Annotated in this window: 17 protein-coding genes; 10 read left to right on the top strand and 7 right to left on the bottom strand. The window is 43.1% G+C overall.

Features of this window, described 5'->3' with window-relative positions:
* Positions 1-36 precede the first annotated feature (36 nt).
* The 3 genes from ACYRYG_RS04475 to ACYRYG_RS04465 are packed head-to-tail and all read left to right on the top strand — an operon-like array spanning position 37 to position 5820.
* Complete coding sequence (locus ACYRYG_RS04475; RefSeq protein WP_293415955.1) at positions 37-3135, top strand: SusC/RagA family TonB-linked outer membrane protein; 3099 nt, start codon at positions 37-39, stop codon at positions 3133-3135.
* Between the two features lie 13 nt (positions 3136-3148).
* On the top strand, positions 3149-4774 hold the full coding sequence (locus tag ACYRYG_RS04470) for a RagB/SusD family nutrient uptake outer membrane protein (protein WP_293415957.1): 1626 nt from the start codon (positions 3149-3151) through the stop codon (positions 4772-4774).
* 23 nt (positions 4775-4797) lie between these two features.
* Positions 4798-5820 carry a glycoside hydrolase family 53 protein gene (locus ACYRYG_RS04465; protein WP_293423357.1) on the top strand — a complete coding sequence of 341 codons (1023 nt, stop codon included), beginning with the start codon at positions 4798-4800 and terminating at the stop codon, positions 5818-5820.
* A 185-nt stretch (positions 5821-6005) separates the two neighbouring features.
* Here ACYRYG_RS04465 and arsB read toward each other — a convergent pair whose 3' ends face one another.
* The 3 genes from arsB to arsD all read right to left on the bottom strand — a co-directional run bounded on the left by arsB (position 6006) and on the right by arsD (position 9218).
* The gene (gene arsB, locus ACYRYG_RS04460; RefSeq protein WP_293415961.1) at positions 6006-7043 is read right to left on the bottom strand and encodes an ACR3 family arsenite efflux transporter; all 1038 of its coding nucleotides are present in this window, start codon (positions 7041-7043) and stop codon (positions 6006-6008) included.
* Between the two features lie 3 nt (positions 7044-7046).
* Positions 7047-8759, bottom strand: coding sequence for an arsenical pump-driving ATPase (gene arsA / locus ACYRYG_RS04455; protein ID WP_293415969.1), 1713 nt, complete (start codon positions 8757-8759; stop codon positions 7047-7049).
* Positions 8760-8834: 75 nt separating this feature from the next.
* Positions 8835-9218, bottom strand: a complete 384-nt coding sequence (gene arsD / locus ACYRYG_RS04450) for an arsenite efflux transporter metallochaperone ArsD (protein ID WP_293415963.1) — start codon at positions 9216-9218, stop codon at positions 8835-8837.
* Positions 9219-9433: 215 nt separating this feature from the next.
* Here arsD and ACYRYG_RS04445 point away from each other — a divergent pair, with 215 nt between their 5' ends.
* The 5 genes from ACYRYG_RS04445 (at position 9434) to ACYRYG_RS04425 (ending at position 15654) form a co-directional block, all read left to right on the top strand.
* Positions 9434-9925, top strand: a complete 492-nt coding sequence (locus ACYRYG_RS04445; protein WP_293419324.1) for an RNA polymerase sigma-70 factor — start codon at positions 9434-9436, stop codon at positions 9923-9925.
* Positions 9926-10001: 76 nt separating this feature from the next.
* Positions 10002-12659, top strand: a complete 2658-nt coding sequence (locus ACYRYG_RS04440) for a TonB-dependent receptor domain-containing protein (RefSeq protein ID WP_293444027.1) — start codon at positions 10002-10004, stop codon at positions 12657-12659.
* 2 nt (positions 12660-12661) lie between these two features.
* The gene (locus ACYRYG_RS04435; protein WP_460197762.1) at positions 12662-13726 is read left to right on the top strand and encodes a DUF4249 domain-containing protein; all 1065 of its coding nucleotides are present in this window, start codon (positions 12662-12664) and stop codon (positions 13724-13726) included.
* 16 nt (positions 13727-13742) lie between these two features.
* On the top strand, positions 13743-14528 hold the full coding sequence (locus ACYRYG_RS04430) for a FecR family protein (RefSeq protein WP_460197761.1): 786 nt from the start codon (positions 13743-13745) through the stop codon (positions 14526-14528).
* A gap of 472 nt (positions 14529-15000) precedes the next feature.
* Positions 15001-15654: a cysteine hydrolase family protein gene (locus ACYRYG_RS04425; protein ID WP_460197760.1), complete on the top strand. Its 654-nt coding sequence runs from the start codon at positions 15001-15003 to the stop codon at positions 15652-15654.
* 315 nt (positions 15655-15969) lie between these two features.
* Here ACYRYG_RS04425 and ACYRYG_RS04420 read toward each other — a convergent pair whose 3' ends face one another.
* A complete protein-coding gene (locus ACYRYG_RS04420; RefSeq protein ID WP_293444057.1) occupies positions 15970-16965 on the bottom strand; it encodes a helix-turn-helix domain-containing protein in 996 nt (331 codons plus the stop codon).
* Positions 16966-17040: 75 nt separating this feature from the next.
* Between ACYRYG_RS04420 and trpB the strand changes: the two genes are divergently transcribed.
* Entirely contained in the window at positions 17041-18318 is a 1278-nt protein-coding gene (gene trpB, locus ACYRYG_RS04415; RefSeq protein ID WP_460197758.1) for a tryptophan synthase subunit beta, read from the top strand.
* A gap of 303 nt (positions 18319-18621) precedes the next feature.
* Here trpB and ACYRYG_RS04410 read toward each other — a convergent pair whose 3' ends face one another.
* Both ACYRYG_RS04410 and ACYRYG_RS04405 read right to left on the bottom strand, forming a co-directional pair.
* On the bottom strand, positions 18622-21450 hold the full coding sequence (locus tag ACYRYG_RS04410) for a TOTE conflict system archaeo-eukaryotic primase domain-containing protein (protein ID WP_460197756.1): 2829 nt from the start codon (positions 21448-21450) through the stop codon (positions 18622-18624).
* A gap of 45 nt (positions 21451-21495) precedes the next feature.
* Positions 21496-22863 carry an ATP-binding protein gene (locus ACYRYG_RS04405; RefSeq protein WP_460197755.1) on the bottom strand — a complete coding sequence of 456 codons (1368 nt, stop codon included), beginning with the start codon at positions 22861-22863 and terminating at the stop codon, positions 21496-21498.
* Positions 22864-23287: 424 nt separating this feature from the next.
* Here ACYRYG_RS04405 and ACYRYG_RS04400 point away from each other — a divergent pair, with 424 nt between their 5' ends.
* Positions 23288-23407 (top strand): transposase, encoded by a 120-nt coding sequence (locus ACYRYG_RS04400; RefSeq protein WP_293419318.1) that lies wholly within the window; start codon positions 23288-23290, stop codon positions 23405-23407.
* A 31-nt stretch (positions 23408-23438) separates the two neighbouring features.
* On the opposite strand, the gene ACYRYG_RS04395 is transcribed toward ACYRYG_RS04400, so the two are convergent.
* Entirely contained in the window at positions 23439-24071 is a 633-nt protein-coding gene (locus tag ACYRYG_RS04395; protein WP_293423341.1) for an O-methyltransferase, read from the bottom strand.
* Positions 24072-24148: the final 77 nt, after the last annotated feature.

Below are 24148 nucleotides of genomic sequence, written 5' to 3'. Positions count from 1 at the left end.
TCAATAAAATGTGCAAAATCTAATAATATGTATTTTATGAAACATTTACTCTTCAGTCTATTACTTTTTATGTTACTTCCCTTAACGATCTTTGCCCAGCAAATAGATGTTACCGGATCTGTAGTTGATTCACATGGAGAACCTTTGATCGGAGTATCTATAAAAACTCCCGGTTCAAACCATGGAACAGTGACGGACATGGATGGAAATTTCAAGATCTCTGTCAACAAAGGCCAGGTCCTTGAATTTTCCTATGTAGGTTTTAAAACTTCAAGGGAAAAGGCCAGTGGTCCAAACCTTCATGTTGTGATGTCAGAAGATGCCCATCTGGTGGATGAAGTCATTGCTACCGGTTATGGTTCCGTGAGCCGCAAGAACCTGACCACCAGTATTGATAAAGTCAATGCCGATGATGTAGTCAAGACCGGAATTACCAATATGAGCCAGATGCTCATGGGGCGTGCCGCCGGACTACAGGCCACGATGGCGAGTGCCCAGCCAGGCGGAAATGTCAATATCACCATACGTGGAGGCGGGGAGCCTTTATATGTCGTTGACGGGGTTGTCCTTCCCTCCAGTTCCCTGGAGAGTAGTTCCGGCGGCTCTACGACAGTTATGCCCTCAAGTATAAACCGGTCAGGACTTGCCGGTTTGAACCCTGATGACATTGAAAGCATTGAGGTGCTGAAGGATGCGTCAGCCTCTATCTATGGTATCAATGCTGCCAATGGCGTGATCCTGATCACCACGAAAAGCGGGAAGGCAGGGAAGATGCGTGTAAGTTATGACGGATCCATGTCTGTGGTGAAGAATTATTCTTATATCCATTCCCTGAATGCCCAGGAGTATATGACTTACGCTAACCTGTTCAAGAAGGAACAATATCTCTATAATAACAAGATGGCTCCTTATGGCCCGAACGCCTATGACAATGGCAACACGGATGTTTTTTCAAGTGAGCAGATTGCCTCTGCACAGACCACCGACTGGCTGGGCCAGATCCTGAGGACCGGAAGCATCTCCAGTCATAATGTCACGGTTCAGGGTGGTTCCGATAAATTGCAGTATTATACGAGTGGAAATTACTACAAGCAGGAAGGAACCGTAAAGAACAACAGTTATGAAAGGTTCATATTACGGTCTAATGTTACGGCCCAAGTGTTCCCGTGGATGAAAATCACTACGAGTCTGAACTATAACCGTAATAATAATAACAATGGTACCGTGGGAGGAACATCAGAAGGAAGAGGAGCTGCTGCCTCCGGTTGTCTGAGTGCTGCGTTACTTTATCCGTCCAATCTGCCCATCTATGACAAGGATGGCAATTATGAAACTTTTATGACCATTCCTAATCCTGTGGGGATGCTGGAGATGACAGACCGGAGCAATACGGATGGCTTTAATGCCAATTTCACATTTGACTTTGATATTATTCACAGGATGTTGACCGCCAAACTGCTTTATGGCTATAATAAAGAAAATGAAGAGCGGTATGTATATATTCCTTCGAATGTCTATTTTGACCAGATGTTCCGTTCGCGCGGAAGCATCCAGAGCGACAAGCGAGACAATTCCACAATGGAGGCAACGGTCAGTTTCGATCATTCCTTCTTCAATGATGCCCTGGTATTCAATGCCGTTGCCGGACTCGGAAGATATTTTAATCACTCTCACGGGTTGGGAATATCCTACACGGACATCAATGATGCCCTGAACAATGATAATATCTCTGCGGCAACCGGAACGAAGAACATCAGTTCTTACAGAACGTCTGATGAGAAAAGGTCACAGTTCGGACGTGTCAGCCTTGATTTCCTGGACCGCTATGCCGTAACGGCAACCTTGAGACGGGACGGTACTGATAAATTTTTCAAGGGCGAAAAGTACAGTTGGTTCCCTTCGGTGAGTGCCGCCTGGAAGATGTTCAATGAAAAGTTTATCAAGAGCGTGAAATGGATTAACATGCTAAAGCTCCGTGCCTCTTATGGTGAGACAGGGAATGATAATCTGGGTACGACGCTTTATGGTGCTTATAGTGCTTTTGGTACGCATGTGATGTTTGATAACAACACGACAGACTATGTACCTTACTATCTGGTCAGCAAGGATTATCCGAATGTAACCTGGGAAAAGACGACCATGAAGAATATTGGTCTTGACTTCTCTGTCCTGAAAGACCGTGTAAGCGGCAGTTTTGATTATTTCTGGAATGATGTCACCAACATGCTCGGATATGCCAATACCGAAGGCCTTTCCATGTTTTCGACCTATCCGATCAATGGAGGGCACATCAGAAGGTATGGCTGGGATGCAACGATCAACACCACCAATGTCGTTCTTTCTGATTTCAGATGGACCTCTACGCTTACATTGTCACATTATAATGCCATCTGGAAGAAGCGTTTCCCCAACTATGACTATCTGGACTATCAGAAGAGAAAGGATGAACCGGTCAATGCGTTGTATTTCTATAGAACGAGCGGCATCATCAATTCAGATATGAGCAATTGTCCTGCTTCACAACCTGCAAATTACCGTTATCCCGGTTGTCCAATTATTAAAGATCTCGATGGAGATGGTCAGATCACGGTCAAGGATGTAGATATGGTGAATGTGATCCCGAAAATATATTGGGGATTAGGAAATACTTTCGTCTATAAGAACTGGGATCTTGATATTTTCGTCTACTCCCAGATGGGGCTGAAGAAGTACAATTATTCCTATGACTGGACCGATGTGCGTGAGCTGGCCAACCAGACCTCCAATCAGAGTACACTGGTTTCACAGGTATATAATTCCCAGACCAATCCGAATGGGACGATTCCCGGTATCGCTTACAGACTGGCCACGACCTCTCTGCCCGGTGGAGCCGGAACGGATGTCTTTTACAAGGACGCCAGTTTCCTGAGAGTGAGGAATATCACTTTAGGTTATACTTTCAATGCCTCCAATCTAGGTTATTTGAAAAATATAGTTCAGAGCATCCGTATTTATGCTGATTCTCAGAATCCGTTTACGATCACGAAATATAAGAATTTTGACCCGGAAGTAAATACCGGTGGCAGTTATAAGGGAGGCAAGGCAGAATATCCCATGGTACGTACGTTCTCTCTTGGTCTGAAAGTTCAATTTTAAAAGAAAGTGCATTATGAAAAAGAATTTGTTATCTATATCAGTGCTCTTGTGTCTTTTCGCATTCGGGGTCACAAGTTGTAATAATGATTTTGATGCTAAAATATACGGTCAGCTTTCAACGGATAAATTTCCAGCTACCGAAAAGGACTATGAATCCTATCTGATGGATTGTTATGTACCCTTCTCCGTAACGTGGGGGTATGGATTCAATTCCTCCTCCTGGCAGCATAATTTCTATGTGGCTGAGGGAGGGCTGTACCGTATGCTGGACGATACCTCTGATGAGTCTGCCAGTTGGACGATCAGTTCGTGGGGAGGCTCCTGGTCGAAAATGTCAGCAGGCCAGTTTGACGATCTTAAACTGGTCGGCAGGACTTCCGGTTCTGATCCGTCTGACTTTGATAAAGTGAGGGATATTACCCGGTTCACCCAGATTATCGGAACCTTAGAGGATGCCGATACCACCGTTCTTCCGAAAGCGAAGAAAGAGGAATTTCTGGGTGAGGCCCGGTTATGTCGTGGTCTGATGATGTACTATCTGCTCCATTACTATGGTCCGGTGCCGGTTATTGTCGACCCTGCCAAAGTCAATGATGAGAAAGCGCTGGCAGATATGGAGCGTCCCACCTTGGACCAGATGACTCAGTATATCACAGACGACCTGGTGTATGCCTGCCAGCATGTTGCTGAGACCCAGAGCGAAAAAGGACGTTACACGGCAGATTATGCCAGGTTCTGTCTGATGCGCCATTATCTGAATGAAGGTTATCATGAAAGCGGTTATTATCAGAAAGCATACGACCTCTTCAGTCAGTTCTATGGACATTATTCCCTGTTTACTTCGGGTACTAATCCCTATGCAGATCAGTTTAAGATTGCTAATAAGTTTAATTGTGAGACCATCATGGCGTGCTCTTGCAACAGCAATGCCACCGGTGCGGCAAATGAGGGCAACTTCAATCCCACCAGTTGGTATGTCGTTCCAGGTGATGCTGCGAAGTATGATGATAAAGGTGATCCGACCCCGTTTGTGAACCAAGGAGGAGGCTGGGGACAATGCTTTAATATCTCCAAGTATTTCTATGACACATTTGAGCCAGGAGACAAGAGAGCAGAGACGATACTGACCAGTTATTACAGCACCAATAACGGCTGGGTAACCTCAAAAGACCTTGGGAACCTTTGGAACGGTTATATCATTAATAAATATCCTATTGAGACAGCTACCTCCTTCCAGGGGACAGACTATCCTCTGGCAAGGTGGGCCGATGTCCTGCTGATGTATGCCGAAGCTGATGTCCGTGCTCATAATACGGTGTCTCAAAGCGCCATTGATTGCGTTAATCAGGTACGTCACCGCGCGGGTCTGGAAGACCTCGACGCTTCCAAGACCTCAAGTGTCTCTGCCTTTTTGGATGCCCTGCTGACGGAAAGAGGCCATGAGTTGTTCTATGAGGGATGCCGGAAGATTGACCTGATCAGATTCGGTCAGTACTACACTCGCATGAAAGCCAGTGGGAGAACCCCTTCCAGTGAATATTTCCCGATTCCGGACTATGCTGTCAAACAGGCACAGGAGAATGGATACACTTTAACCCAGTATTTTACGCGGGACAATTATGATGGGCCGAAAATATAGAGTGTGCTAAACAACTGAAAGATATGAAGCGTATCAAATTATTAGGACTCTTTTTATTCCTGATCTGCTCTTCAGCCATGTATGGTGCTCACACCTTCTGGCTTGGAGCAGACATCAGTGGAACGACCCAATTGGAATCCGAGGGGATCAAGTTGTATAATGCTCGTGGAGTCGTGACAGAGAACACGAAGATCATGAGACAATATGGGCTGAATGCTGTACGTCTGAGGGTATGGGTTCATCCGAAAGGTGGATGGTCTGACAAAAATGACGTGTTGAAGATGGCTCTCCGCGCTAAAAAGCTGGGCATGGCCATCATGATCGACTTTCATTACAGTGACTGGTGGGCAGATCCAGGAAAACAGGTCATTCCAGCAGCGTGGAAGAACATGAACTTCCTTCAGATGAGAAAGGCACTCACGGATCATACTCTCTCAACCTTGAGGTTATTGAAAGACCATGGCATAGTTGTGAGATGGGTACAGATAGGAAATGAGACCACCCATGGATTTTTGTGGCCGGCAGGGAATGCCGAGAAGAACATGAGGCAGTATGCCGGCTTTACCGAAGCGGGCTACAAGGCCGTCAAGCAGGTCTACCCGAAAGCAAAATGTATTGTGCACCTGGACTGTGGAGCCGATCAGGAACACTATGATTTCATTTTTGACGGTTTGAGGAAGTATGGTGCAAAATGGGATATGATCGGACTGAGTGTTTATCCTTACTGGGATCAGTGTGCGAAAATTACCGGCAGTGATGAGGAAACCATCACTAAGGTGATGGCTAATATCAATCATTTGTACCGCAAATACGGTTCAGAGACAATGATCGTGGAGACAGGGTATGATGCTGATTCTGCCGCGGCAGGCAAAGCCTTTCTGAAAGAGTTGATTGAAAAGGCCGCCTTTCAGACAAACGGGCACTGCCGTGGTGTCTTCTATTGGGCACCGGAACTGGAAGGAGAATATAAACTCGGTGCTTTCCGTGATCATCATCCTACGATCATCATGGATGCTTTCAAGGAAGAATCCGCTAAGGTGAAGTAGGCGGCGGGGCATATCCTGCGCAAGCGGATAGAGGAAGCATTTACGTTTCATGATTCTGTTTACTTGACTTGAATGCAGAATAAAGAATTGGCAACAATAATTTATTTGCATTCAAGTTTTTTTATATCATCATGAATCGTAGGGTTACTTCCCCCGCCCTCTAGTCAGTCCAGGAGAGGGTACCCCTAGTTGAAGTATCTTTTCGTGGATTTTGCGATCTTGACCAGTGAAAGCATGATCGGGACCTCTGTCAACACTCCTACGGTTGTGGCCAGTGCAGCCCCGCTTTGCAGTCCGAAAAGACTGATGGCAACGGCTACTGCCAGTTCAAAGAAATTACTTGCACCAATCATCCCTGCAGGGGCAGCTATCGGATACGGAAGTTTCAAAGCATGGCCCCATCCGTATGCAATGCCGAAGATCAGATAAGTCTGGATGATCAATGGCACAGCTATCAGGATGATATGGACAGGATTTCTCAAGATCGTGTTGCCTTGGAAGGAAAACAGGATAATCAGTGTAAGAAGCAATCCGGCAGTAGTATACCTGTCAAATTTATGCACAAAGACATTCTCGAAGTAATCCTTACCCCTTTTCCGGGATACGATCAGCCGGGTGAGGATGCCGGCAGCCAATGGCAAAACGACAAACAGAGCCACACTGATCAGCAGCGTGTTATAAGGAACCCTCACTCCTCCCACGCCAAGCAGCAAGGTTACGATAGGAGCGAATGCCACTAATATGATCAGGTCATTTACGGCAACCTGTACCAAGGTATAAGCCGCATTGCCCCCGGAAAGATAACTCCAGATGAATACCATGGCCGTGCAGGGTGCAGCACCTAACAGTACGGCTCCGGCTAGGTACTGATGTCCGAGCTCTGCCGGAATCCAGTGGCGGAACACGACCATCAGGAAGAAGTAAGCCAACCCGAACATCGTGAAAGGCTTGATGAGCCAGTTGACGATGCACGTGATCATAACCCCTTTAGGATGCTTAGCCACATCCTTCACACTTTGAAAATCCACTTTCATCATCATCGGATAGATCATTATCCAGATGAGGATAGCAACGGGAATGCTTACATGAGCATATTCCCATTTGCTCAATGTCTCAGGTATCCCCGGCAAGAACTTGCCAATGAGAAGTCCGATGCCAATGCAGAGGATTACCCAGATACTCAGGTATTTATTGAAAAATCCTATTCCTTTTTTTTCTTCCATTGCCTATTTTCCCTTCCATTCGATGAGGACCTCATTTCCCTGGGAGAGTTCCTTCACTTTTTCTATCCATTTTATCTCTTCAGAAGCCTTGGCTTTAAAGAAAGCATCATCAGAGGTGTTCAAGGCCAGGCATTGGTTGACCACCCACCATTTATTCCTGATGCCGGCTCTCTGAAGATCTTCCTGCAGCCTTTGAGCCTCAAAAACGGGTGTTGCCTCAGGCAGTGTGACAATGACGACTTCTGTCTGTTTCTCATCCCGCAGCCTTGGTAAAAGGTGCTTGACCGATTCCGGCGTATCACCTTCACTGTTTGCGATCTGCTTATCGTAACTTTGTGTGGAGTCAAGTAGCAGCAGAGCATGGCCGGTAGGAGCAGTGTCAATGACTACGATCTGCTCGTCAGCTTTCTCCACTATATCCGCGAAAGCACGGAACACGGCAATCTCCTGGGTGCAGGGAGACCGCAGGTCTTCTTCAATGTATTGGAAATCAGTGACGCCCGCTTCACGAGCCTTACGTCTTACCTCATTCTTGTATTTCTCCAGTTCTTCCTCCTCGTCAATTTTGCTCACGCTGATGCCTGCATTGATCGCTGACTGATAATTAATATGGTTGGCAGGGTCAGTCGTCGTGAGATGCACGCTTGCTCCCCGTTTTTTAAGTCCAAGTGCTATTTCCGTTGCGATGGTGGTCTTGCCGACACCCCCTTTGCCCATGGTGAATATCACACGTTTGCCTCTGGCAAAGATGTCATCAATGAGAACATCCAGATGTTTGTATTCCTTCAATACTGTTGTCGGTGCAGGAACTTCCATAGTCTCGTCAGAGGTCAGGAGTTTGCGGACATTCCGGATGTTATAAAGATTGTATGAACGCAGAGGAACCTGGACAATATCATAGTCCTTAAGTTCCTGTGGCATTTGTGCCAGTGCTCTCTGTTGCAACGTATAGATGGAAGAAGCAAGTGCATCACTGCTGTCCTTGTGCAATATCAGTCCGTTGATCACCACCAACTGATTACAGATGCCGAGTTGGCGCAGCTCGTGTGAAGAGCGTGCAGCTTCTTTCAGAGGAGCATCTTCCGGGCGGCTTACCAGGACAAGGCGGGTCTTACTCCCATCAGCAAGATTCATTACCGCTTGTTTGTATACCTCTTTTCTTTCCTCAAGCCCTGACAGTTGTCCGAGGCATGAAGCCCCATGCTTGCTGGTTTTGATGAATGCACTCCATGCAGAAGGCAACTGGAGCATGCGCAGTGTATGGCCGGTGGGAGCGGTATCAAAGATGATATGATCATAATGGCGGGCATCGTCCGCATCGGTAAGGAAGTCAGAGAACTGATTGAAGGCAGCAATTTCCACGGTACAACTTCCGGAGAGTTGTTCCTCCATATTCTTGATGGCAGATGCCGGCAGTTGCCCGCGGTAAGGTGCAACCGTACGTTCTTTATATTCTTCCGCAGCTTTGACAGGATCGAGGTTGACGACAGTCAGTCCAGGCACCTCTTTTATTTTTGTGCCATGCTGTGAAATATCCTGTTGGAAGACATCCTGAAGGTTAGAAGCAGGATCCGTACTGATCAGCAACACGTTTTCCCCGCTATCAGCCAGCGAGACAGCTGTAGCACAGGCAATGCTGGTCTTGCCAACTCCCCCCTTACCTGTAAAAAACAGGTATTTCTGTTGAGAAATATTTTTTAAAGTATAAGACTTCATCATCATTATTGTTTTTAAGAAATCAGAATATCCTGAAGACAATAGCTGTTCAGGAAAAGCAGTTATTAAAAAGACTCAGCAGCAACTGCCGCAGCAACAACCACCGCCATCACCATTATTCTTATCAGAAGGATGATGGGCCGGCACAATACTCAAATCCTTGCCTGTCCACTGGCTCATCTGAGCCGTTGACGGGTACTTCCCTGTCACGGCAACCTTACCGTCAACGAGTGTTGCCGGCAAGATGTCCGTCCCCTTTGCCTCGAGGAGTTCCTTGATGACCGTGTTCTGGATAAAAGCCTGTGGTTCAGAACTCAGGTTATGTCTTTTTATTTCTATGCCCATATTTTTAAGGGTATCAATCAGCGTTGCCATCCGCAGCAGGTCTTTGTCAACACTCGGGCCGCATACTCCTGTGGAGCAGCACATAGCCGGATCAAAAATTTCAATTTTCTTCATATTATTGATGTTTGTCTGTTTATATTGTTCGCAAATCTACGAACAATATTTTAAATCACCAAACTTTTGTTCGCATTTCTACGAACGATATTAGTTAACTCTTGTGAAATCTGATGCGTCAATAGAAAAACTTGCTTCGTAATGTCTTTTTCCGGACTGCAATTTCATCGTTAAGATTGTTTTTATTAACTTTGCACATTGCAAGTGAATATTATATGAATATCGAGGCAGCATTTAAACTTCTTTATCGACCCCTGTGCCTTTATGCCATGCATTATCTATGTGGTAATATAGATGAGGCGGAAGATGTCGTGGAAGACTGCTTCGTCAAGTTGTGGGAGCACCAGTCTGATCATCCGAAATCCTATCTATATGCGTCTGTCCGTAATGCTTGTATTGATCACTTGCGGAAATCAAAAAACATAGTCGTTGATATGGAACCCAAGGATCTGGAAGGCTTCATCACCGATGATGAGGCCCAGGAGCGGTCTGAGAGAGAGGCAAAGCTCTGGTCAGCCATAGACAAATTGCCGGAGAGATGCAGGTTGATCTTTCTGATGAGCAAGCGGGACGGCCTGAAATATAAGGATATTGCGGAAAGTCTGGGAATATCGGAAAGGACGGTTGAGCACCAGGTCAGCAAAGCCTTGCAAGAACTTCGTGGCAGCCGCAAGGAGATCTACTTTGTGATGATGATGCTGTATTGAGCGAAAAATGTTTGAATGTCTATGGGGGATTGGAGATTTTTCTGCGTCATAAGTGTAGAAACCAATCAGAACGATAATGAAAGTAAGAAAGTCTATTTTATTCCTGTTGCTTTTATGTTTGCCTTTAGTAATCTATGCGAAACCAAAGACGATCAGACAGCAGATGGAATGGCTTCACCGCACGAAGAAAGTAAACTTTATCTATGATTCTTCTCTGAAACTTGACTTTCCTTATCAAGGTCCGTCAATTAAAGATATTTCTCTCCATCAGGCTTTGAAAGCAATGTTCAAAGGGACAGACATCGGTTACGATGTCAAAGGAAATTATGTGCTGCTCAAGCGTAAGGTCTCCCGGCAGAAATGTCCGCCTGATCATCATCCGGCCAGGCAGCCGAAGGAGAGGCAGAGTTATACCATGAGCGGATATGTAGAGGATGAGAATGGAGAGACGCTGATCAATGCCACGGTTCAGGATCTGTCCACCGGACTGGCTACGATGACCAATTCTTCCGGTTTTTTTTCTATCACCCTTCCCGCAGGAAGCCGTCGGGTAAGGTGCAGTTATATCGGCTTTGACGATCAGGAAGAGAGCATAGACCTTAAATCAGACCAGCATTTTAAATTCATCCTGCACGAAAATGCTAAAATCAATGAAATTGTCGTTACCGGTGATCTGAACTCACCACTGATGAGCACACAGACCGGAAAGCACTCTTTCAGCCAGCATGACATCAAGACGGAATATTCCCTGCTCAGCAGTCCCGATGTGGTAAAGACTCTTCAGCGGACCAGTGGGGTGGCTGAGGGGGTGGAACTGGCAAGCGGCCTCTATGTGCATGGTGGAAATAATGATGAGAACCTGTTTCTGATTGACGGTTCTCCTCTCTATCAGGTGAATCATGCCATGGGGCTCTTTTCAGCTTTCAATGTGGACATGATCAAGAACATCGATTTCTATAAGGGTGGTTTTCCCGCACGCTATGGCGGGAGATTATCTTCAGTTGTCGATGTGCGGACAAATGATGGGGATTTCTATCACTTCCATGGAAATTACCGTTTAGGGCTGTTGGATGGAGGCTTTCATCTTGAGGGTCCTATCAGGAAAGGGAAAACTTCCTTTAATATAGGGTTGAGGCGGAGTTGGATAGATTTGCTTACACGTCCGTTTTTCATGATATATAATCGCTCTAATGCGGCAGACGATGATGATGTGACCCTCAATTATTTTTTCCACGACCTGAATGCGAAGGTGACAAATATCTTCGATGACCGTACTCGTCTCTCGCTGAGTATCTATTCCGGAGAGGATAAAATGGATGCTGAGGATAAATACGTGGATGATTTTGGTTCAGGATCTCTCGACAGGGATATTTCCAAGAACAATTTTCATTGGGGGAACCTGAATATGGCCCTGCTTATGGAACATCAGTTTTCTCCCAAACTCTTTGCTAATTTTTCAGTGGTATATACTAATAATATGGCCAGGTTTGGCTCGCAGGAAGATGACCGGTTCTTTAATGGACGGGAGCAGACAAGCATCAGTTATTACAAACATGGTTACAAGTCTACGATCAATGATTACGGCTACCGTATGGCATTTGATTACCGGCCCTCACCGCATCATCATATCCGTTTCGGCCATGATTTCACGTGGCATATTTTCCGTCCTCAGACCAGAAGTCAGATAAGTTATTATGGTAATGATTCGAAGGTGGATACGGCAAGGACTTTCAGCAGGAACCGCCATGTGGCCCAGGAATATAATGTCTATGCCGAAGATGAGATGAGGCTGAGTCCTCATTGGAGCCTTAACGGGGGAATAAACACCTCTCTGTTCTATATCGGGAACAAGACCTTTATGGATGTTGATCCACGTTTTGCCGCTAAGTACCAGCCTGTCCGCAATCTGTCCTTCAAGGCTTCCTACACCGCTATGACACAGTTTATCCATAAGATCTCCAACTCCTTTCTGGAACTTCCCACAGACTATTGGATCCCTACGACAGAGCATCTCAAGCCGATGCACTCCTGGCAGGCTACGGTCGGGATGTATTACGTCCCTGACCGGTATTGGTTGTTTTCGCTCGAAGGCTATTACAAGCAGAGCCGTCATCTCCTCCAATATGCCAGTTGGTCGGGACTGGAACCTCCTGCGGCAAGATGGGATAAGATGGTCATGGACGGAAGGGGGAGGTATTATGGGCTCGAACTGGATGCGTGTTACAAATCAGATAACCTGCAGTTGCAGGGATCTTATACGTTGTCCTGGAACCAGAGGAAATATGATGACTTCTATCCGGACTGGTATTATGACAAATTCGACAACCGTCACAAACTGAACCTTTCTGTCCGTTGGAAGATCACTCCTAAAATTGCTGCCTTTGCAGACTGGTGTTATCATTCGGGTAATCATATTACCGTCCCTACACAATGGATCAATACACCTGGAGTCCCCGGCGGCTCCCCCTCGGACTACGGAGACGATGAGTTTATCTATGAGCGTCCGAATAATTTTACGCTGCCAGCCTATCACCGGCTCGATGTCGGGTTCGATTTCCATCATACCACGAAGCATGGTCATGAACGTATCTGGAACCTGAGTATTTATAATGTCTATTGCCACCTCAATTCCATGTATGTAGAGGTCAAGCAGAACAGCAAAGGACAGTTCTACACCAGGAACCATGCCTATTTGCCGGTTATTCCATCTTTCAGTTATACCATTAAATTCTGACAATGAAAAGACTCTTCTATTTGATATTCTTCCTGTCGTTGCTTGCTTCCTGCAAGGATCATATCGACATTGACACCTTCAGCAATAAAAGCAAGATGGTCGTTTACTGTTTCCCGACGGTATCGGATACCACTTATATTCAGGTGAGCCGTAGTGTTCCTGTCAGGAACTATTCAGATTCTGTCAGGATAGTTTTTCTTGATGATGCAGCCATTGATTACCGGGTGAACGGACTGCAGAAGACTGCGCAGCCCTTGGGTAAGGGATATTATCGGATTACCGGCAGGCAGAAGGTGGATGATAGAATATCTCTGCAGGTCTCCTGCGACGGACTGCCTTCTGTCAGTGCATCCACGATTATTCCAGATACGGTGGCCATAAGTCCACTGCAGGTGAGGACAGTGTCGATCTATGACAGTGACTATGGGGATGCAGAGAAATACAACCAACTCGTGGCTACTTTTACGAATGATCCTAAAACGCACTGTTATTATGCCGTACGGGTAAGGCAGAAAAATTATACAGGCAGCGCTATAGGGTATTATGATCATGGTAATCGCAAGAAAATATTCTCTGATTTTCAGGACTATGAACAGTATAAGGATGCAGAAGACTGGGACTCCGTATCCGTAGTCTTTACAGATTCTGTTTGTTCCTATCCTGTTATTGATACGAAGAGTGAGGATTTGCTGATGCCGATGTCAGATATAGATGATGCCTTTGGCTTTTCCAATGACTTCTATCAGAATTTTTGTATCTTTGACAATGCTTCCATCAAGGAGAAAACTTATACTTTGCATTTGAATATGAACAGTAATGATGTCTATGTCGTCTATAAAGATCCTGCACCTGTCTATTATGATTTTGCCAAGGCCTATCAGGTGGAACTGATTCGTCTGACGCCGGAATATTACCACTTCCTCCAGTCCTTGAACGAGATTGAAAATAATGAAATGGCACGGAATGGATTATCTCAAATTCGTCCTACCGCATCCAATATCGTCGGTGGCCTGGGGGTTGAGGGGGGATGGAACACTGCCCGTACTAATTGGACTAAAAAGGAATAGGAGGAAGAATAGAATGATGGATAAAGATTTACGATATGTCCTGACCTATTATCAGAAGGGTCACCTGGACACGGATAAGGCTTTCAAGAGATTCAGGCATCGTATAGGATTGCAGTCCGGATCCCGCAGGTGGCAATGGATAGCTATGGCGGCGTCCTTCCTGTTGCTCATAGGAGTGGGGACATTATACTATTTCCATGAGAAAAAGACTACGCTGACAGCGCAGTCGACGGAGACCACCTGCATCCTCCCGGATGGGACAAGGGTGATCCTGGCACCGCATGCTTCACTGTCCTATAGGGGAACGAACAGCAGGACCGTTGAGGTCAGCGGCAAGGTCTACCTGGAGATCAGGCATGATGCCCGGAATCCGTTTACGATCAGGGATAGTTCTTATGTGATCAATGACATTGGCACTAGATTACTGGTGGACGAAACGGTTGAGAAGACAACAGTGTACGTGGCACAAGGTGCCGTCTATTTTGCTTCAAGCAGGGATGCCGGAAGGGGAGTGGTAGTAACAAAAGGCGTGGCTGCCATTCTGAAGAAGAACAGTTCTAATCCGGAATTGACCAGTACGGTTTCTCCAAACAGCGTAACATGGGCAACCCATCAGTTCCATTTCAATAATACCCCACTTCATGATGTCTTGACAGACTTGTCTGATTACTATCATGTTTCTCTTTCTTGTAATCATGAAGATATTCGCCTGACGGGTGATTTCCAGACGGAGAAATTGGATTCGATCATCGGGATGATCGAACAATCGCTTAATGTGAAAATCAGATATGGGAAGAAATAAGGATGCTTCTTGCATAGTTTTGCTCCTTAATATATAACCTGTGACAACAGCCAAAAGGGGGCTTCAGGAAGTCGGAATAAGAAATCAGAAGAGAATAGCATATTCTCAAAACTGATATATTGTAACCTTTGTATTAGAAAAAGCCATTTCTTCATTCCATAACAGGAATGAGAATGGCTTTTTTCGTATTTGTACTCAAGTGAGTGTCTCGAAAGTTGTTGTGATCATTGTAGGATGAATGCTTGATGAAAGGGCAATATTGCACATTCGATCCGTGTGGGGCAGCCAACTGCTTTTATGGAACAGCTTCTTTTCTTCTTATCGTCATCATTGTTGGCCTTTTTGTTTCTTATTGACGTTATAATAAATAATTATGTTAATTAATGCTATTTAATATTTGATTTTTGTGACAAAATGTGTATCTTTGCACTGTTGTTATTTCTTTTTGTTTTATCCGTTAAGAGTAAAGTTTATGAAGAAAGTTGTTTTAATGATGGTGTGTTTAATGAGTGTGGTATTCGCATTGGCCCAGTCAAAGTATCCTACGGCAGATGTGGAAAAGCATGATGTTGCCATTCTTGTCATTGATATGCAAAATGATTTTGTAGATCCCAGAGGAGTTCTTTGTGTGGCCGGTGCCAAGGCTACTATTCCAACAATCCAGGATCTGATCAAATACGGTAGAGAAAAGAACTGGAAAATAGTTTATCTTATTCGTGAGCACCATCGTTCCGGAGTGGATGTAGATGCCCCGCGTATACCCTTGTTTACGAAAGGAAAGGGATATTGTGTACCCGGTACATGGGGTGGGGATATTGTCGATGGCCTCAAACCGGAAAAGTGTGATCTGATTATTCCTAAATCTAGAAATAGTGGTTTCTTTGGTACACAGTTGGATCTTGTTCTTCGGCGGATGGGAGTAAAGATCGTCATACTTGCAGGCACTCAATATCCTAACTGCGTACGTGGCACCGCTAATGATGCCATGAGCTATGATTATGAAACGGTAGTTTGTACTGATGCCTGTTCAGCCAAAACTCCCGCAGTGGCCGCTTCCAATATCTTCGATATGAAAAATATGGGTATTAAATGTCTTTCTCTTGATGAAGTCAGGAAAGAATACTAATGCAGATTGATTGAAATATTTCCTGATCTGATGGCCTGAAATCCCTTTGAAGGCGTTCAAAAGGGATAATGATTACTGTTTGGATGTGTTAAAATTTGTTCTGGCGCAAGGTCAGGCTATGCGTCAGAGAAGTATTAAGTTTATTTTTTGATTTTGTGCCTCTTGTTGTATTTAAAGTTCGGAGTTGCGGGAGACTTTAATTGAGGATTCCTATTTGTATCCACGCTAATGTGCCTATGTTATTTAGTGTTCCGCAATAGGTCGGTCTCTTTGTCATTTGGCAAAGAGACCTTTTTCAGGCCTATAAGAACAAAACTAGATATGTTTTTGACTATTCCTGAATTCCGAGGGGGACATCTCGTATTTCCTTTGGAATGCCGTACAGAAATGGCTCTGATAGTTATATCCTAACAGAATACCTGTTTCTGCTATTGTAAGTTGACTTTCAAGCAGATATTTTACCGCTAATTTCATCCGATAGTCAAAGAGGTATTGGAAGACAGTCGTTCCAAATTCATGTTTAAATGCAGACTTGAGGGTACATTCATTTGTGCCAACCATTGATGCCAACTTGTTCAGTGATGGAGGATCTCTATATTGAGACCGTATAATTTCTTGCGCATCATGAATTTTGTTTGACAGGGTTAAGTTTACAGGTGATAAATCTGTTTTACTGCCGTCGGTACGATTAATCAACATAGACAAACAGTCAAGGATTTTTGATTCCAGGTATTTCTCTGCATAGTTACCCATATTGTTGCAACACTTGATATCATTGACAGTTCTTAAAATTCCTCTGCTGATAGGGATGTTATTCCTGTTAAAGTATACAGGAGAATCCAATGAAAAAGCGTCCATGAAAGGCATAATTATATTTGGATAAATCTCACATAGATCCCTTACGGAGTGTTCGGGTAAAGCAATATTAAAAAATTCCAAGAAAGTATTTGGCATAAAATCATTTACTGCAATATCCTCTTGAGGAGAGATGGTGAGATTTGCTTCTCCAAAATGCCATAATCGTCTTGTCCGCCTTGTCCGTAAGACTTCTCCCTGTTGGTCTAAACTGATGAGCAGCAAGGGTTCTCCTTCATAATCTATTTCTATTTTTTCATTATCTTTACTCCGAAATTGCTGGCTAAGGAGAGAAAAGTTTTTAAATTTGTTTTCTATGAATTTACATTCCAGGCATTGATACTGGACATGGATGGATGTAATGGTGCTATTTGTGACAGTTCTTAAATTCATAGCTTGTGGGAAAGCTCTGGCATCAACAATCTTCCTGTTTCGTATCAATTTACTTCTTATCATGTAGCAAAGGTACATGTTTACTTTATAAATGCAAGGAAAAAAGGAAAGAATTCCGTTATATTAAAACAATGATATGTGAAAGACAATATCTTTGCAACAGACAAATTAATATATAAAATGGGTAAAGAAAGTTATTTTGGGGAATTTGGCGGACGATATGTCAACCCTATACTAAATTCCGTATTAGATGAAATCGACACTGAGTTCAGGAAGGATATTATAGATCCTGGTTTTAAAATGGAATTTCGAGACATAATGCGGAATTATGTAGGAAGACCGACGCCACTCCTTTTTGCAGAGAATATTACGAATGACCTCGGTGGAGCAAAAATCTATCTCAAACTTGAATGTCTGGCGAACACGGGGGCTCATAAAATCAATAATGCTGTAGGGCAGGCATTGCTAGCTAAAAGACTTGGAAGAAAGCATATTATTGCAGAAACAGGAGCTGGGCAACATGGAATTGCTACTGCGAGTATATGTGCCAAACTCGGTTTGCGGTGTGATATTTATATGGGGGCTTGTGATGTTGCAAAACAAAAGCCTAATGTTTTTTGGATGAAAACCCTTGGTGCAAAAGTAATACCTGTCCATGATGGTACTCAAACCTTGACGGATGCTGTAGATAAAGCTTTCAGTGTATGGGAGAAAGCCCCCCGTGATATTTATTATCTAATTGGCAGTGCTTTAGGTCCATCACCATATCCTGATATGGTACGTACGTTCCAATCTGTTATCGGAAAGGAAGTGCGGGATCAGATCATGTCTGCTGAAAGAAGATTGCCTGATGTAATGATCGCATGTGTAGGCGGGGGATCTAATTCTATTGGTTTCTTTAATGAGTTTCTGAATGACAGGCAGGTTAAGTTAATTGGTGTGGAAGCTGGTGGAACCGGTGATGCAATAGGGCAAAATGCAAATAGAATGTCTGCAGGCAGCAATGCCTCTGTTGCTGCCATTCAAGGTTACAAGTCAATGTTTATTCAAAAGGATAATCACTTGCTTCCTACCCATTCTATATGTGCAGGATTAGATTATGCAGGTATTGGTCCACAACTGGCTTTCTTAGGTCGGAAGGGTCGTATGCGCTTTACCAAGGCCTTGGATGATGAAGTCCTGGCTGCTGCAAAATATCTTTCCAGGAGGGAAGGCATTATACCCGCCTTAGAATCATCACATGCACTTGTCGAAGCTTTCAAGTTAGCTCCAAAGATGAGCAGGGAAGACATCATCATCGTCAATATCTCTGGAAGAGGAGACAAAGATTTATTTATTACGGCAAAAGAAATAGATAAAGAGGACTGGACTAAATTTCTGGATGAAGAAATTGTACGGTTAAAAAGGAATATCTAAGAAGGCCTCTTGTTCTTCATTCAGGATCACACTTTAATCGTGTTCTATGCAATACCCTCCTTTAGATAATTTTCAGACTATCCCCATCATCCATTTTAGGGCATTGATTCTCTTGATACCATTATAGTCTACGATGGGATCCTCGTCTAAGAGAAGGAGATATACCCTTATTTTTGGGGAATGAAATCCCAAAAGTCTGATAAAAATGAAAGTTTTAGGAATAGAATCCCAAAACTTTATCAGAAATCATTGTTCTTGTTGCTGAGAACGGATGATGTCAGTTATCTTCGAGATAGTCTCATTCTACTTATACAATATTTCCAGCATCTCCGCTGCAATCTCCGGATCTTCAATCCTTACGGTATTGGTATCCTTATTATTATATCCCAGATAGTTGACATTACCGTACCAGAAAAGTTTCTTATCAATGACAATACAATTTATAGATAGGTCGGGCTTTGGAATAATGGAATATTCAGTTGCAGTAAAGAGGGATGTCTGTTTGTCATCTTCTCTTGTGAATATAACAATCTCAATACCGCGATGGATGAGTTCGGACAGAGCAGGCAAGATGGGGCTATGTGGATGTAATCCCATTCTCGGACAGGCTATGACAATAGATTTCTTGGTTTGCTGCAAGTCTAGAAGGAGGATATTTTTATAGTCGTTGCCGTTGTAAATCAGATCCGCTTCTGTATGTATCCCCTTTTCACTCATTGGCTGGTATCCAATACTTGAATATCCCTTTAAACGTCGATGATACATGATATCAAAGAGAGGCACTCGGATATCAATATAGTCATAGATTTGAACGTCCTTTTTTCCCTCGAAATCACGGTGAAGTCGACCGGCATATTGCGCTATGATACCTTTCCATGAAACAGGCATTGCGAGGAAGAGTGTATCAAGACGGGGATAGTCAAATCCTTCACCAACGTACTTGCCGGTTGCTACAATGGTCAGTGGCTCTGAAATAGGAACATTTGCCAATTGTTCCATGGTCTTGCGTTTATTTTTAGTTGAATCAGAACCCATAAGAAGAATGACGTTCCTGCAGATGGGTTGGAGCATGGATGATAATTGGTCAGCATGACTCTTGAGACTGGTTAGTATGATCGGTGTCCTTCCTTCAGCTAATGCCTTGGATACGTCTTCTATGATCAACTTATTGCGTACTTCGTCTTCAGCCAACTCATGTATCAATTCTGTATATGACTTTTTATCGTCAGTAATAAGTCTGAAGGTTGTAAATCTCGGTATAAGATAACGCCTGAAGTTTTGCTTTGCCATTTGTGCCTTAGCATCAACAGTATATCTGATGGGGCCGCATTGCATGAAAATGATTGGCTGATGGCCATCTTTGCGAATTGGTGTGGCTGTGAAACCATATACATATCGAGCATTGACTACTCTTAATATATGCTCAAAATTGACAGCTGACACATGATGGCATTCGTCTGCAATGATCATCCCGTAATCTTTTACAAACGATTTTACCTCACCATCAGAGATACAAGATTGAATAAGAGCAATATCAATGATGCCATGACGAGTATCCCGGCCTGCATATAAGGTGCCTATGGGGGAATATTTCTTACGCTTAACTTCACTCAGATTTTGGGGATATTCAAACTCCAATTCCATATCCTCTTCCAAGTGTTTTTTCCATTGATCAAGAAGTGCCTTGGAATGAACTAATATCAACGTGTTGACTTTTCGCTTGGTAATGATAGAAACCCCAATAACGGTCTTGCCGAAAGCTGTTGTAGCCGAAAGTACACCATTGTCATGGTTCAATAGCGCATCCTGTGCTTCTACTTGTTCCCTCCTAAGCTTTAATTTGAATTTAGCCTGGATTCTATGCCCATGATTGGTCTTGTCTTCAATGCGATAGCCTATTTGATAAGAAGTTAGCAAATCTGTTAGTACATCTTCACAGCCTCTTGGAAGTCCTATGTAATCATCAGACATTTCTGCACATGAAATAATTCGAGTCGTATCGTAGGTGGAAAAGTGCAGCGCCTGTTTCTTGTAAAATTCCGGATTCTTGAAAGAGGCAATACGCTTGAGATGATTGATTACTTTAGGTGCTAATCCTTTCAGAGGAATATAGATAAGGTTTGCCTTTGTCAGTGTGAGATGTTTGGGGAAATCATCCTTTGTAATCTTTATTGGCGTTGGTGTTTCCCACGGCTTTGATTCGCTTGACTTGGATAACTCACCGATAGTATCCTTGACACAGTGTTGATAGAGAATAAGATCAATGGCACGTTCATCCATTTTCTTTATATTAAGAAGAAAATCCCATTGGTCGGGGAACGGCTCAAACTGGTTATTCACGAATACACTGTTTCCTTTCTTACGGGCTCCGCCCTGAAGAGGCAGTGCTATAAGATTGCCGAAACCTCCTTCCGGCAATTGGTCTTGATTAGGAAAGAAGCGGTCATAGGATTTAAAAGACATTTTCCCATCACGGTTCATGGCTTCAGTAAGAATGGAATTACCCATCTTCCTGGCTTTAACAGTAGGAACCGGGGCAGAAAAGAATATCCACACATGAGCGCCATTCCCAGAACGTGATCTTTCTGTATATGCAGGTATTCCCCAGCCTCTGCAAATGTTTGTAAAGGTGAGAACGTCATCCTTATATCCATGTTCACAGTTTTTGTCATCAAAGTCAGTACAGAGAAAGTTGCACGTATTATCTTTAAGGATAGCGTACATACCGATGACATCCCTTGAGTATTCATCTTTGCCGGCCAGATGGCGGAATATATCATCGTATGATAAAGGCTTAAACAACCGGTTGGGACATTCTGCACATCTATATTTCTTCTTGTTACAATATTGCAGGTCCCATTCCCGTTCGCATACAGGCTGGTATCCGGATTTTCCGGTTGACTTGCTGAACCATCTTCTAGCGAAGACATCTTGTCTGCCACGGAAGAGATCTGTGAATAGTTTTACTTTTTCTTGTGGGGACAGGCGTTTCATCGCAGGAGTAGGTCTTTCCGCCACGTCCTTATTTGTTCCTTTCTCGTATGGAATAAAATGTTCCTGCAAGATTTTCTTTAGTCTTGCATTCTCTTGCTTTAACAGTTGGATTTCTCTTAGCAAATCATCCGTATCCATCATCTCTAATTTAAAATAAGGATAAACAGTAGATTTTCTTAGACTTTATCTCAGGTCGTTGATGATATCTTCTGGCAGGAGTACATAGCCCTTCTTTCCATCATTCGGCCGTTGTTTCAGGAATAAAGCATAATAGATCTGATGATTCTTTGTCGGAGCAAAATCCTTGGTGCGTTCTTTCAGATCGGCAAGTAATGATTCTGCATCTTCCTTTTTTGTCCATTTGCATTCTCCTATTAGGAGATTCTTCTTGTCCATGGATTCAGCTACGACATCAAGTTCTATCTGTTTGTCCTTCGTAACATTTCCCCACCAACGTGATGCCACGTTCCAGTTTATACCAAACAAATTATTACCGGTAACGGCATGCCTGCACAGTTTTTCCCATTCTGCTGCAACAAAATCAGTAAAGTTGTCTGAGATATACTTCCAAACCATTTCTGAACGTCCTTGGCCAATAAGCGATTGTTGCGGAACGACGAAACGGTAGTAGAAATTCAGAAAAGGATCATTCAACTTATATAGACTCTTTTTACTATTCTTGGGATTTTCACCAAAAGGAACTTCTCGTCCGACATATCCGAGTTGAATCAATTTAGAGATGGGATTACCTAAATCTGTAGATTTCCTGCTTAAACGGGAAGCAATTTCGGCTAAACGGTTGACACCATTGCCAATCAGTGATAGAATCGATGCAGATAAAGTTGTCTTTTCCAAATCATCCGCCAGTAACCGCTCAGGTTCATCGTGTAGTACACCTATTGCATTGGCAATCTGGTTCATAATCATTTCCTTCAAACTATCTTCATCTAATCTGAGTTCCCAATAGCGAGGAACACCACCTAATACGGCATAGTTGTCGATGATCTCAACAGGAGATGCATCTGGAAGAATCTGCTGAAGATAATGAATATGAATAGGTTGCAACTTTATGATTTGTTTAGCCCTTCCATAGAGTGGAGCTGAAGAATTCAGTGTCATGCCTTGCATCAGATGCTGCGATGATCCGCAGATAACTAAATGGTATTTCAATTTCTTGGTATCGAGCAACTTTTGGAGGATGGATGGAAGTTCCAGACAAGATTTTACCAGATAAGGAAATTCATCTAGACACAGGACAAAATTATTTTTTGTTCTATGATTCAGTTCAACAAAAAGTGTTTCCCAGTCTGGGTAGGGTACTCTGTCAAAATCCGGGATATGAAATGCAATGGTCTTTGCTAGTAAGGCACGTTGTTGAGTCTGGTCTGATTTATCAGCCATAAAGTAGATATCATTGTCCTTTAGAACACGATTAAGTAGCGTCGACTTACCAAGGCGGCGGCGACCATACAAAACGAAGAAACCTGGTTCTTTTCTTGTGAAAGCCTTTTTTAATCGGGCTATTTCATCAACTTTGTCAACAAATTCCATAGCTTTACAGGATTATGTTTTGCAAACATAATGTTTTTAAAACATATTTCCAAATTATTTAATCAAAAAAATGCAAAGGATATTCCTTTTGACTGGTTGAGTTGCACTTAATTCTCCTTACTCTATTCATTCTACAGATCCAAACTGTCCCTTTTCAGTAAGAAATCAAAAAGACCTATCGTGGTTATACCATTCTCGTCATGATAGGGCATGATGTCGTCTTTTATCTTTCTATATCGAATTTTTGGCAATATTACCACTTTTTTAATATAGCATATCTTGAGTGGTACAGTATTTCTAGTGTTACTGTCCTTTTTACAGAGAAGAGAGGGATAGAAGTTAATTATAAAGTGCTCCTAAAAATCGGACAGCAGATAATTAGACTTTTAAAAGTAATACCGAAAAAGGAAAGGTAGGCCAAGTCTTGGAAAACGAAACATCTGTCGAAGAAGTGGCTCATACTTATTGTATATCCAGAGGAATGCTATACAACTGGAAAAGCAAGTACAGCGGAATGGATGTGAGTCAGGTGATGCTCCTCTAAAAACTTTTCCCCATATATTTTACAAGTGAAATTATAATTTCACAGAAAACATAATGCCATCTTCTATTGGCAACAGTACACTGTCAAGTTCTTGACATTTCATTATCTGCTCATTATAATCTTTGACCGGTTTAATAAGATAGTTCCACTTTTCATCCATGTCAAGCACAGGGAACAGAGCATCATCAGAGATGAGAGTGCCGCCTTTCTTCAGTAATTTAATACAGTCTGATAACAACTTTGCATACAATCTTTTGTCTACATCCTGAAAAATCATATCGTATTCCCCGTCGAGTTTTGCTACAATATCCATAGCATCGCCTTTCAACAATGTTATTGTATTGTCAACGCCGGCATTCTTAAAGTTCTGTTCCGCTTGAGATGCCACGTTTTCATCAAATTCAATAGTCGTTATTTTTCCGCCGTATTCTTTTACTTCTAAAGCCATTGAAGTAGTAGAATAACCTACACTTGTACCAATCTCTAAAATGTTCATAGGCTTAGTAAGTTTTATTAGTAAGCGAAGGAAATTTGCAGTGCAATCATCTACTGTAGGAATATATTTCTTTACTTCCATGTCTTTAACATAACTCTTCTGAAGTAGATATTCCTTACTTTTATATAAACTCTCAATATATCGGGTGATTTTTTTATAATCTTCCATTATTACATTTCTATTATGATAATAAATACCTTACTAAGAGGTTTAATTATGTCGTAAATACTAATGTGGAAACACTC

It is taken from the genome of Segatella asaccharophila, from assembly GCF_054687055.1.
This window is presented reverse-complemented; position numbering and strand designations above follow the sequence as displayed.